At 34.0% G+C, this 11,879-nt stretch carries 14 protein-coding genes and 1 tRNA gene; 5 read left to right on the top strand and 10 right to left on the bottom strand.

Going from position 1 to position 11,879, the window contains the following annotated elements:
• Positions 1-144: 144 nt before the first annotated feature.
• Entirely contained in the window at positions 145-387 is a 243-nt protein-coding gene (locus tag ABID46_RS08970) for a GIY-YIG nuclease family protein (RefSeq protein WP_354509241.1), read from the bottom strand.
• A gap of 58 nt (positions 388-445) precedes the next feature.
• Positions 446-519, bottom strand: a tRNA-Met gene (locus ABID46_RS08965).
• Between the two features lie 319 nt (positions 520-838).
• On the opposite strand from ABID46_RS08965, the gene ABID46_RS08960 reads away from it, so the two are divergent.
• Both ABID46_RS08960 and ABID46_RS08955 read left to right on the top strand, forming a co-directional pair.
• Entirely contained in the window at positions 839-1,222 is a 384-nt protein-coding gene (locus ABID46_RS08960) for an START-like domain-containing protein (RefSeq protein ID WP_354509239.1), read from the top strand.
• An 11-nt stretch (positions 1,223-1,233) separates the two neighbouring features.
• A complete protein-coding gene (locus tag ABID46_RS08955; protein ID WP_354509237.1) occupies positions 1,234-2,070 on the top strand; it encodes an aminotransferase class IV in 837 nt (278 codons plus the stop codon).
• Here ABID46_RS08955 and ABID46_RS08950 read toward each other — a convergent pair.
• On the bottom strand, positions 2,067-2,618 hold the full coding sequence (locus tag ABID46_RS08950; RefSeq protein ID WP_354509235.1) for a YqgE/AlgH family protein: 552 nt from the start codon (positions 2,616-2,618) through the stop codon (positions 2,067-2,069). The two genes, ABID46_RS08955 and ABID46_RS08950, sit on opposite strands and share 4 nt — an antisense overlap.
• Positions 2,619-2,669: 51 nt before the next feature.
• On the opposite strand from ABID46_RS08950, the gene pdxH reads away from it, so the two are divergent.
• Positions 2,670-3,314, top strand: a complete 645-nt coding sequence (gene pdxH / locus ABID46_RS08945; protein ID WP_354509233.1) for a pyridoxamine 5'-phosphate oxidase — start codon at positions 2,670-2,672, stop codon at positions 3,312-3,314.
• Between the two features lie 65 nt (positions 3,315-3,379).
• Here the strand turns inward: pdxH and ABID46_RS08940 are convergent, their stop codons facing one another.
• The 3 genes from ABID46_RS08940 to ABID46_RS08930 all read right to left on the bottom strand — a co-directional run bounded on the left by ABID46_RS08940 (position 3,380) and on the right by ABID46_RS08930 (position 6,615).
• Complete coding sequence (locus ABID46_RS08940; RefSeq protein WP_354509231.1) at positions 3,380-3,664, bottom strand: HU family DNA-binding protein; 285 nt, start codon at positions 3,662-3,664, stop codon at positions 3,380-3,382.
• Positions 3,665-3,795: 131 nt separating this feature from the next.
• Positions 3,796-4,746 (bottom strand): methionyl-tRNA formyltransferase, encoded by a 951-nt coding sequence (gene fmt, locus ABID46_RS08935; protein ID WP_354509229.1) that lies wholly within the window; start codon positions 4,744-4,746, stop codon positions 3,796-3,798.
• Positions 4,747-6,615 (bottom strand): RecQ family ATP-dependent DNA helicase, encoded by a 1,869-nt coding sequence (locus ABID46_RS08930; protein WP_354509226.1) that lies wholly within the window; start codon positions 6,613-6,615, stop codon positions 4,747-4,749.
• A 79-nt stretch (positions 6,616-6,694) separates the two neighbouring features.
• On the opposite strand from ABID46_RS08930, the gene ABID46_RS08925 reads away from it, so the two are divergent.
• On the top strand, positions 6,695-7,192 hold the full coding sequence (locus ABID46_RS08925; RefSeq protein WP_354509224.1) for a hypothetical protein: 498 nt from the start codon (positions 6,695-6,697) through the stop codon (positions 7,190-7,192).
• Here the strand turns inward: ABID46_RS08925 and ABID46_RS08920 are convergent.
• The 3 genes from ABID46_RS08920 to amaB all read right to left on the bottom strand — a co-directional run bounded on the left by ABID46_RS08920 (position 7,178) and on the right by amaB (position 10,831).
• Positions 7,178-8,104, bottom strand: a complete 927-nt coding sequence (locus ABID46_RS08920) for a hypothetical protein (RefSeq protein WP_354509221.1) — start codon at positions 8,102-8,104, stop codon at positions 7,178-7,180. The two genes, ABID46_RS08925 and ABID46_RS08920, sit on opposite strands and share 15 nt — an antisense overlap.
• A gap of 123 nt (positions 8,105-8,227) precedes the next feature.
• On the bottom strand, positions 8,228-9,196 hold the full coding sequence (locus ABID46_RS08915) for an SPFH domain-containing protein (protein WP_354509218.1): 969 nt from the start codon (positions 9,194-9,196) through the stop codon (positions 8,228-8,230).
• 105 nt (positions 9,197-9,301) lie between these two features.
• The gene (gene amaB / locus ABID46_RS08910; RefSeq protein ID WP_354509216.1) at positions 9,302-10,831 is read right to left on the bottom strand and encodes an L-piperidine-6-carboxylate dehydrogenase; all 1,530 of its coding nucleotides are present in this window, start codon (positions 10,829-10,831) and stop codon (positions 9,302-9,304) included.
• A gap of 132 nt (positions 10,832-10,963) precedes the next feature.
• Here amaB and ABID46_RS08905 point away from each other — a divergent pair, with 132 nt between their 5' ends.
• On the top strand, positions 10,964-11,395 hold the full coding sequence (locus ABID46_RS08905; protein ID WP_354509214.1) for a MarR family winged helix-turn-helix transcriptional regulator: 432 nt from the start codon (positions 10,964-10,966) through the stop codon (positions 11,393-11,395).
• On the opposite strand, the gene ABID46_RS08900 is transcribed toward ABID46_RS08905, so the two are convergent.
• Positions 11,373-11,837: a tetratricopeptide repeat protein gene (locus ABID46_RS08900; RefSeq protein WP_354509211.1), complete on the bottom strand. Its 465-nt coding sequence runs from the start codon at positions 11,835-11,837 to the stop codon at positions 11,373-11,375. The two genes, ABID46_RS08905 and ABID46_RS08900, sit on opposite strands and share 23 nt — an antisense overlap.
• Between the last annotated feature and the right edge of the window lie 42 nt (positions 11,838-11,879).

Here is an 11,879-nt window from a genome sequence, read left to right as displayed (position 1 = left end):
AGAAAATAGAACGTATACTGTAAATGGCATAAAGGTTAGGTTAAGTTTTACACAAAAAAAAGGGACTCATATCTGAATCCCTTTGTAGTAGCGAAAGGGGGAATTGAACCCCCGTCCGCCGCGGCGGATATGAATCCTGCGTATTTAGTGGGGAATTGATTTGATGAAATCTCTACCGACCCCTGACTTCAACCATTTTTCATGCTCTAATGCTTCTTTTTTGGAATCAAATATTTTCGTGTAAATCAGTTTCCAAGGTCTATATCGAGCAGTCCAATCTTTCCCAAATTCATTGTGAGAATTTAATCGATTTTCCAAATCAGACGTAAATCCGGTGTAATGCTTGGAATATTGTTCAGAAAATAGAACGTATACTGTAAATGGCATAAAGGTTAGGTTAAGTTTTACACAAAAAAAAGGGACTCATATCTGAATCCCTTTGTAGTAGCGAAAGGGGGAATTGAACCCCCGACCTCAGGGTTATGAATCCTGCGCTCTAACCATCTGAGCTATCTCGCCGTATATTATTTCAAAAGTTTGAGTTTTGAATCCCCGTCCGCCGCGGCGGATATGAATCCTGCGCTCTAACCTTTTGAGCAATCTCGCAATTTTTAATTTCGAATGATAAACATTCTTTTCTTGCGAATTCTTTTAAGAAAATAAGTCATAACTCTTATTTTTTGAAGCTATTAGCGGATTTGAAAACCTTTTCAATTGCTAATTCCTCTCTTAAAAGGACTGCAAATATAGGATGTTCTGACAAATCTTCAAAACATATCTAAAAAAATGTTTGGAGTAACTAGGGTATTTTATATATTGCAACCCAATTTTAAAGAAAATGGCGAAAGAAAAATTTCAAGCAGAATTTGTTATAAAAGCATCACCTTCATTACTTTACAATTATATATCAAACCCTTCTGGGCTTTCGGAATGGTTCGCAGATAATGTAAATTCACGTGGAGAAAAATATTCTTTTATTTGGGACGGAGATGAACAATCTGCTTTTTTGATGAAAAGTAAGCAAGATACCTATGTGAGATTTCAATGGGAGGAAGACGAAGACACCAAATATTTCTTTGAATTGAACATTATTGAAGACGATTTAACCGGTGATGTTTCTTTGATGATTACTGATTTTGCCGATTCAGATGAAGTCGAAGAGGCAAAGCAATTATGGGAAAGTCAAATTGAAGATTTGAAGAAAATTTTAGGATCACAATAAAAAATAATTTCGTGAAATTTATATTCAACGGAAGTTTTTTCGAAGATAAAAATGCGCTTTTTGGTTCACTCAATCGCGCATTTCTTTATGGTGATTATTTGGCGGAATACGCCAAAGTATCCGACGGGAAAATTCTTCTTTGGGAAGAACATTATTTTAATTTAATGGCTTCCATGCGTATTTTTAGAATGAAAATTCCTTTGTCTTTTACCCAAGAATTTTTAGCAGAGGAAATTCAAAGAGTTCTAAAGGAAAATTCAATTCAACAAGCAAAAATTCGAATTTCGGTTTATAGAAATGCAGATCAGGACGAGCTTTTGACCAAAGCTTCCATTTCTTATTTAATTGAAATCGTTCAAGAAAATCAAAATTCTGAATATTATTGGAATAGAAATCAAGCAGAAATTGATGTTTTCAAGGATTACACAATCAACCCTAGTTTCTACACCCAAGTAAATTCTCATAAACCAGAAGAAATAATTGCAGTTGCTTATAGCCAGGAAAACGAATACCAAGATTTGGTTTTGCTAAATCCGGAAAAAAGAATTGCAAGAACCCTTTTGGGTACGCCTTTCATCATTCAGGGTAACCAAGTAAAAACGCCCAAACTATCAGAAGGTGGAATTCGAAGTATAACGCGTAATTATTTGGGACAATTGTTGGAGAAATCCGATGAATTTACATTTGAAGAATCTGAAATTTTTCCGTTTGAGCTTCAAAAATCGGATGAAATGTTTATTCTAGTGGAAAGTGAAGGCATCCAATCCATCCATCAAAATCGTAAGAAAACATACGATACAAGAAAAACCGAGGAAATTTTTAAGTTGTTAAATTCCAATTTGGTTTAATTCATAGAAGGGTCGGCGGGTGTATTTAGCCAAAGCAAATGCTCGCCACCCAATTTTTTCATTTGAAGTTTCCACAAATTGTTGTCCCAATCTTGAAATATATCGACATCTTCGTTAACAATTATCCAAGCATTGTCTTCCACTTCGTTCTCCAATTGTTGTTTACCCCAACCGCTATAACCCAAATAAAAGCGAATTTCACTTTCTGAAATCAAACCAGAATTGATGGCTTTTTTGACATCTTGGTAATCACCAGACCAATAAAGATTTTTGCAAATATGTTCACTGTTCGCAATTAAATCGGGTCTGCTATGAAGATAATAGAGGTTTTCGGTTTCCACGGGACCACCTTCGTAAACTGTGTTGTGCGATTCTAATTCATCAACAAATAAATTCACCGAATGAATCATAGGTTTGTTTAAGATAAAACCAATAGATCCTTTTTCGCAATGATCTGTAATTAAAACGACAGTTCTATTAAATGTGCTATCATTTAATGCTGGTTGCGCAAGAAGAATATTGCCTTTTGTAATCGTTTTAATTTGCACTAATTTTGATTTTTATTAACGTCGGTTTGATAAAGATAAAAAAAAAATAACATGAAGCAAGACCTTAGAGATAAAAGAAAAGATTATTCACAAAACTTTATAAATTTCACCCAAGTATCTGATAATCCGATGGAATTATTTAACATTTGGTTTGCAAATGCAATGGAATCATCCAAAATTTCCGAACCTTATGCTATGAATTTAGCTACCATAGGTGTAAATGGTTTTCCTAAATCTAGAATTGTTTTATTGCGAGAAGCTAGCAATGAAGGATTTAGTTTTTACACTAATTATGAAAGCGAAAAGGGGAAAGGTATTTCGGGTAATTCAAAGGTTTGTTTGTCATTTTTTTGGGAAAATTTGGAACAACAAATTATCATCAAGGGAATTGCAGAAAAGTTAGATGGAAAAAACTCCGACGAATATTTTCAAAAACGACCAAGAGAAAGTCAAGCTGGAGCCTTGGTTTCTCAACAAAGTTCGATTCTAGATTTCGATGTGAATTTGGAAGAAGAAGTGGAGAAAATTTTGAGCAACTATGAAGGCAAAGAGATTCCTCGTCCAGCTTATTGGGGTGGTTATTTGGTGAAGCCTGTTGAAATAGAATTTTGGCAAGGAAGACCTAGTCGTTTACATGATCGATTACGATATCTTCTAGAAGATGGTAAATGGGTCAAAGAGCGTTTGGCACCTTAATTATTTACTATAAAAAAATCCCTTTTTCGTTAAAAAAGGGATTTTTTGTAATCTATTGGAAAAGATTATTTTTTCTTTCCATCGACTGCTGCAGATAATTCAGATCCAGCTTTAAACTTAGCTACTGTTTTTGCAGCGATTTTAATCGTTTTTTTCGTTTGTGGATTGATACCATTTCTTGCACTTCTTTTTGAAGTTGAGAATGTTCCAAATCCAACTAATGAAACTTTATCTCCTTTTTTCAAAGATTTCGTTACATTGTCTGTAAATGAATCCAATGCTTTTTTTGCTGCTGCTTTTGAGATGCCAGCGTCAGCTGCCATTGCGTCGATTAATTCTGATTTGTTCATAATTTGAAGATTTTTAATTGATTTATTTATAAGCAAATATATAAGAATCCTTTATTCATGCAACTTTTGAGCTGAAAAAAATCATGTTTTTGTTGAAAAATGCGCCTATTTGTTAATAAAATGGCTTAAAATCATGTAGATAGCGGGATTTTCCAGCCCGTTTTATCTTGTAAACCATTGATAAAATCCTTTGAACTCATTCTTTTTTTACCTTCTGGTTGTAATTCATCTAGGAAATAATAGCCCTCTTTCAACGTAATTCGGATTTGATTTTGAATAAATTCAATCTTATTCCATTCAGATTCTGAGGTGGCTGCATATTTAAAATGACCTTTGAAAATTTTCATGGATTTGATTTCCTCATCTTTTTGAATGAATGTCCAGGCTGCTGGATAAGGTGATAGTCCTCGAATTTTATTATGTATTTGAATTAAGGATTCGTTCCAATCAATTTGACAATCTTCCTTGAAAATTTTATAAGCCGATTTCAATTCGGATGGATTTTCTTGAGGTTGAGGTGTTAATTCGTTTTTTTCTAATCCATCTAGCGTTTTGATGATTAATTCTTTCCCAATTTCTGCTAAACGATCATGCAAGGTTCCGACATTGTCCTCATCCGTAATCGGAGTTGTTTCTTTCAAAAGAATATTTCCTGTATCAATTTTTTCGTCAATTAAAAAAGTAGTTACACCTGTTTCCGTTTCTCCATTGATAATAGCCCAATTGATAGGAGCAGCTCCACGGTATTGAGGCAATAAGGATGCATGTAGATTAAAGGTTCCCTTTTCTGGAATTTGCCAAACATCTTTTGGTAGCATACGAAACGCCACAACGACAAAAGCATCAGCATCTAGTTTTTTTAAATTTTCAATGAATTCAGGATTTCTCAGTTTTTCGGGTTGCAGCAAAGGAATGTTTTTCTCGATTGCCAATTTTGCTACGGCAGATTGAGTCAATTTTTGTCCTCTTCCCGCTGGTTTATCGGGAACGGTCACTACGCCCACAACTTGATGTTCACTTTCAATAATTCTATCCAAACATATCGCCGCAAATTCCGGCGTACCCATAAAAACTACTTTCATTTATTGCTTTTTTTGAAATGAATCAATTCCTGTTTTTTCAATCAGATTTTCATCTGCTAATTGCGATAAAATCTCAAGCACTGATTCTTTTGGCAAATTTAGGAAATGTAATAGGACTTCTTGAATGGTTTTGGGAGAATCTGAAAGATAATTCAAGATCATTTCTGGATTTAGACTAGGCTGAACTTGAAGACAAACATCGCATTTTCCACAAGATTGGATTGGTTTCTCACCAAAATAACGCAAAATCATTTTTTCACGACAATGCTCATCTTGTTGAGCGTAATAAATCATGTCTTGAAGTTTCTTCCATTGCGAAACTTGCAAGGATTCAAATTCACGCCACAACGTATTTTTGATAAAATTGGATTCTCTAGGGCGGTTAAAACTCACCCATTGTACTTCCTGACTTTTGTATTGGATGTACCCCGAATCACTCAGTTTTCGTAAAGCTTTTTTGATTTTCTTTAAGGGTTTGTTGAGCTCACGCGCAAGAGCAAATTCAGAGATTCCCTTCCAATTATTTTGTATACCTGGATGTTTTCTCACCAAATATTCAATGACACCATAATGCAATGATTTTGTGAATTGAATGTTTTTGGGATTGACAAATACTTGAACACTGCTATAACTAGAAGAAGGTTGTATGGTAATAACTTCTTTTCGCTCGAGGAAATCAAGTATTTTTAAGGTTTTATTTTTATTCAAGGAAAATTTCTGAATAAATTCTTGAAATAGAAATTCCATTTTATTTTCTGGACGTTCGTTTTCCCCAATTTCGAAGTAATTATAAAAAAGTCGTTCTGTCCATTCAAATTCTTCTTTGGTAGGCAAACTAGACTTGAAAATTTTCTCGATTTCTTCTTGCGCAGAAGGTTTGAGCAACAAAATAGCTTCTGAAGGTTCCAAATCCCGTCCAGCACGACCCGCTTCTTGAACATAGGCTTCCAAGCTTGTGGGTAAATCCATATGGACCACAATCCGAACATTGGATTTGTCAATTCCCATTCCAAATGCATTGGTCGAAACCATGATTTGGTTGGAACTTTTGGTCCAAATATCTTGTTTGGCTTTTTTTTCTTCGATGGGTAATTTCGCATGGAAAAAGTCGGCATTCATTCCTTTTTCTTGCAAATAGGTGGCGACTTCAAATGTTTGTTTCCTTGTACGTGTAAAAACAATTCCAGGTCCCGGATTTTTCTTTAGATAATACAGCAAATCATCCAATTCATTTTGGGAAGGAACGACCTTGTACACAAGATTGGTTCGTTTCAAGGTTTGTTTGAAAACTTTGGCATCTGGAATGGCCAGACTTGTCAAAATTTCCTCTTGAATTTTGGGTGTTGCCGTAGCGGTTAAAGCCAATATTGGGGTATTGGGAAAAAGACTTCGAATCGAATTAATTTTTAAATAGGATGGTCTAAAGTCGTGTCCCCATTGTGCAATGCAATGAGCTTCATCCACTGCTATTAAATCAATGGGTAAATTCATTAAGCTTTGAACAAAAGAGCGTTTCTGCAAACGTTCTGGTGCGACATACAACAACTTAATTTGTCCCAAAGATGCTTTTGCCAAAACGACAGCAATTTCTTCTGGAGTCAATTGGGAATTGATCAATTCTGCTCCAATTTCACGATTTTGAAGTTGTAAAACTTGATCCTGCATCAGCGCAATAAGGGGTGATATAACCAATGTTAAACCTGGTTTTAAAAGAGCTGGAACTTGATAACAAATCGATTTTCCACCGCCAGTTGGCAAGATTGCCAATGTATGTTGATTGTCTAAGATAGACTCAATAATATTCTGTTGAGGTTCCTTAAATGTTTGATAACCCCAATTTTTATGAAGTATTTCTAAGGGTGTTAGCAAGAAATAGGTTTTTTGTAAAAATACAAAATGATGTTAATTTTTGCCAATTATTTCGTATATTAAAGGAAATTTGCATGTAATGAACAAAATTCAATTTCAAGAAACCCAAAGATTCAATCAATGGTGGGTATGGATTTTATTGATTGTGATTTTTGGTTTTACCGTTCAACCGATTTGGGAAACTTATCAATCTGGCATTAGTTTGAGTTCTAGTCAACTTTGGGGATTTGTCATTCTTTCATTGGTGATTTTGCTGTTTCTCATTCTTCGATTGGAAACGAAAATTGATGAGAAGGGTGTTTGGGTAAAGTATTTTCCAGTTCATTGGAAGCCAAAATTCTATTCTTGGGATTCTATTTCTCAGATCGAAGTGAAAAAATATTCTCCATTGATGGATTATGGCGGATGGGGAATACGTCTTGGGCGAAATGGAAAAGCTTATAATGTGAAAGGAAATAAAGGTTTACAACTCTTACTGAAAAATGGAGATGGATTACTCATTGGAACGCAGAAGGATGAGGAATTGGAACGCGTTATGAATAAATTAAATGCTGATTTGTTACTAAAGAAGAATTAATAAAAAAAGTCCAAAAAGTAACAAAAAGATGATTATCAAAAATAATAGACAAGATTTAGATATTGGTTTCGTGCCTTGAATTTCACCAGATTGACCATTTATTACAAAATTATAAAGTTTGCCTTTATAGAAATAATTACATTCCCAAATAGGAACTAATATAAGATAGAAGGTTTCGTTGCTATAAAAAGTTTGAATAGCTAAATCTTTGAAAGTATCATCTTTTAATTTTGCTTCACATTTTGTTTGAATGTATTGATTCATATTTTTTTTAAATTCTTCAAATGATTCATTCATATCGCGATCAAATGCGGAAGAATCCCAGCCTACTATATAATCGAAATTAAATGGTTTCAAATTATCTAAATTATACGGACCTAGGTGATTTATTTTGCCAAGAAAATGTGTACTGGCACAAATCAATAAATTTTTAAAATTATGAGAATAGGTGCCAATTTTTAATTTCCACACTACATCCATGTTGTGGAGTTCACTTTTATCTAATTTTTTTTTGACATATTTTCCTGAATATCCAGTCCAAACTGAATCGGTTTGTGCGTTAAATGACCAAAAAGGAACATAATACGCGCTTAAATTATGGATGATTGAAACTTTTTTTAGGTCTGCATCGTACCAAATTCCTTCAACAATCCAATTTTGAAAAATTTGAATCGCTTTTGCTTTCGAAATTTGAAATGGGACGATACCTGTTGGTTGAATTTCTTGAAATTTGTAAGCATTAAGATTAACTAAATTCGCTTTGCAATTGGAACATTCTACAAATGCAATATTTTCGCTTAGTTCAATAGTTGAACCGCATTTTGTACAGTTTAGATTATGTACATGCGGGGTTTTGGCTTCAAAATTTTCCGCAATATTCTTAAAACGGGAAATATTTTCTTCACAAGCCAAAGGAATATCGGTGAAAATTTCAATTTGATTTGCACAATGAAGACATTTTAAGGATCCAGCATCTGCATCAAAATTGAGTTCAGATCCACAATTTTTACATTTGTATTCTCTAAAATGACTCATCTAAAGCTTTTTTAAAATTTCTGCTTTTTTTGATTCAAATTCTTTTTCTGAAATAATTCCTTGATTTTTAAAATCTTTGAGTTTTTTCAATAAATCGAGTAGATCATTGGAATTAGAACTTTCATTTATTTGTGAATTGAGTTTTGGCATTGCGTTAAGTAGCACACTCGCACCAAGTGCACCTGCGCCTTGGTTCTCTGAAATTTTTTCAATGGCAACTCCAGTTTGTAATTTGCTGAAATCTTGTAGTTTATCTTTCAGTATGTTTAGTTGAGAACTTTTGTCAATCATTTGTTCTACTTCTTCCGGAAGAGATACGCTTTCAATATAAAATTTTTCTAATTCCAATCCGAAATTGGCAAATTCGTCTTGAAAATTGTCTTTGAATTTAGTTCCCAATTCATTGAAATTTTGAGCCAAATCAAATAGGGAAATCTGCGCTTCGGAAATTTCATCAGCAAACTGGCTTGCAATCATCTTGGAAACTGTATTTTCAATAAAATTTATTTTTACAAATGGATTGGTTCCTGAAAATTCAAGGATGAACTTTTTTGGATCTGTAACTCGTATTGAATAGTTACCAAAAGATTTCAGTCTGATTTTTCCTAATTCATTGTCTTTAAAGAATATTGGAGAGGAAGTGCCCCATTTCAAATTTGTAAATTGTTTTGTGTTGATGAAGTAAACATCTACTTTAAAAGGAGAATTAAAAGCATATTTCCAAGATTTTAAAGTGGTTAGAATAGGCATATTTTGAGTGTTTAACTCATAATTGCCACTTTTATATAAATCGCCAAATTGTCCTTCATGGATTAAAACTGCAACTTGACTTTCTCTGACGATCAATTTGGCTCCATCTTTTATATCATTTTTATAGTCAGGGAATTTCCAAATAACAGTGTCAGAAGTACTGTCAACCCATTCAATTACTTCAATAAATTCATTTTTGAAAAAATTAAATACTGCCATGTTTAAGTTTTTAGGTTGTAATAAAAATAGTATTTTCAGTTGGATTATAATCAAAAAAAAAGCGAAATCAATGAATCTCGCTTTTCTATTTATCTATTTGAAATATTATAAATCAAATTTAATTCCTTGTGCCAATGGTAAATTGGTTGTGTAATTGATGGTATTGGTTTGTCTACGCATATAGATTTTCCAAGCATCAGATCCAGACTCACGTCCACCTCCAGTTTCTTTTTCACCTCCAAAAGCACCTCCAATTTCAGCACCTGAAGTACCGATGTTTACGTTGGCAATTCCACAATCTGAACCAGCAGCACTTAAGAATTTTTCTGCTTCGCGTAAATTATTGGTCATAATGGCAGAAGACAATCCTTGTGCTACACCATTTTGAAGTTCGATTGCATTTTCAACATCGCCAGAATATTTAATCAAATACAAAATAGGAGCAAAGGTTTCATGCTGAACAATTTCCAATTCATTTTTCACTTCGGCAATGGCAGGTTTAACGTAACATCCGCTTTCGTATCCGGCACCTTCCAAAACTCCTCCTTCTACAACAATATTTCCACCTTGTTCTTTTACTTTATCCAAAGCCGCTAAATACGTATTTACGGCATCTTTATCAATCAATGGTCCAACGTGATTGTTTTGATCCAATGGATTTCCAATTCTCAATTGACCATAAGCTGCAACAATAGCATCTTTTACTTTGTCATAAATCGATTCGTGAATAATCAAACGACGAGTAGAAGTACATCTTTGTCCAGCAGTCCCAACTGCTCCAAATACTGCACCGATTACGGTCATTTTCAAATCAGAGTCAGGTGTAACGATGATGGCATTGTTTCCTCCTAATTCCAACAAAGATTTTCCTAAACGAGCTGCCACTTCTTGCGCAACTATTTTACCCATACGAGTTGAACCCGTTGCAGAAACCAATGGAACTCTTGTATCTTTTGACATCAATTCGCCAATTTTGTAATCTCCGTTAATCAAAACAGATATTCCTTCTGGTAAATTGTTTTCTTTTAAAACTTCTTGAATGATTTTTTGACAAGCAACTCCACACAAAGGTGTTTTTTCACTTGGTTTCCAAACGACAACGTCACCACAAACCCAAGCCAAAGCTGCGTTCCAAGACCATACCGCAACTGGGAAGTTGAAAGCCGAAATAACTCCAACGATTCCAAGTGGATGGTATTGTTCGTACATTCTGTGACCAGGGCGCTCAGAGTGCATGGTTAATCCATATAATTGGCGAGATTGACCTACTGCGAAATCACAGATGTCGATCATCTCTTGAACTTCTCCCAAACCTTCTTGGTAAGATTTCCCCATTTCATACGAAACCAATTTCCCTAAGTCTGCTTTGTAGGCTCTTAATTTCTCTCCGAATTGACGTACAATTTCGCCGCGAAGTGGAGCAGGAGTAGCTCTCCAAGTTTTGAAGGCTTCTTGCGCAGAGGCAATCGCTTTTTCATAATCTTCTTTTGTCGAAGCTTTTACTTTTCCAATTAATTGTCCGTCTGCAGGTGAATAGGATTCAAGGATTTCTCCATTTGAAAACCAATTTTGCCCAGTTGACGTACCTTCATTTATCTCGTTTAAACCTAATCGTTTTAGTTCTTCTTGTATCATTTTTATGCTGATTTTTAACGTTTGCAAAGGTAGTCAATTTCATAGAATTGATGAAATCTTCAAAACCATCGATTTTAAATTATTTGATAGGACAACTAAGAATTCCTATTTTTGTTAGAAATCAAACATACCATGGAAAAACTTGAAAACATACTATTTTATACGATGGATAAGTCCATCAGAAGTTACCGCGTATTTGCTCAAAAGAGACTAAGAGAAAAGGGATATAGTATTACGATTGATCAATGGTTGATTTTAAAGGTGTTGATGGATCATCCGGGCGCTATGCAACAAGAAATCGCGGAAATGGTTTTCAAAGATAATGCCTCTGTAACTCGAATTATTGATATTTTGGAGAAATCTAAATACGTCAAAAAGAAAGTCAATCCGCAAGATCGTCGAAAATTTATCCTTAAAATAACCCCTACTGGAGAGCGAATCATTCAAGATGTTCAAAAAATTGTCATCGAGAATAGAGCAATGGCTTTAGAGGGTATAGCGGAGAAAGACTTGGAGATTGCGAGTAAAGTTTTAAATCAAATTATTGCGAACTCACAGGGGTGATTGGATGCATAGTTTGTTCAAGTAATTCTAGGTTTTGAATACTAGAAGGATTCCCTAAATCTGCGCCTTCTTTAAAGTATTTTAAAGCATTTATCGTATCGTTTAGCATGAGATAAGATAACGCTAGGTTGTTGACGGTATTTTTGAAATATTGCGGCTCGTCTGTTTTTTCGGTATAGGCTTTTAGTAAATATTTTTGAGCTGGAACATATTCTTCTATCTGTAAATAAGAATCACCTAAATATCCTGAAATTATTTTATTTTTATTGATATCAACTTTTTCAAAATAAAGAATTGCTTCATTATAATTTTTATTTTCATAAGCTTGAAATCCCTTCTCTAAAAATGGATCATTTGATTCATTGAAAAAATTATTTTTGATGATTAAGATGAAGAAACCCAAAGCGATGATTCCTATTATAAATGTGATTGTCTTCTTCATTGGTTAGTAAATTAAGGTTGATGTTAAATAAAATAATTTTCT

Source organism: Moheibacter stercoris (genome assembly GCF_040545805.1).
Lineage (GTDB): Bacteria > Bacteroidota > Bacteroidia > Flavobacteriales > Weeksellaceae > Moheibacter > Moheibacter stercoris.
This window is presented reverse-complemented; position numbering and strand designations above follow the sequence as displayed.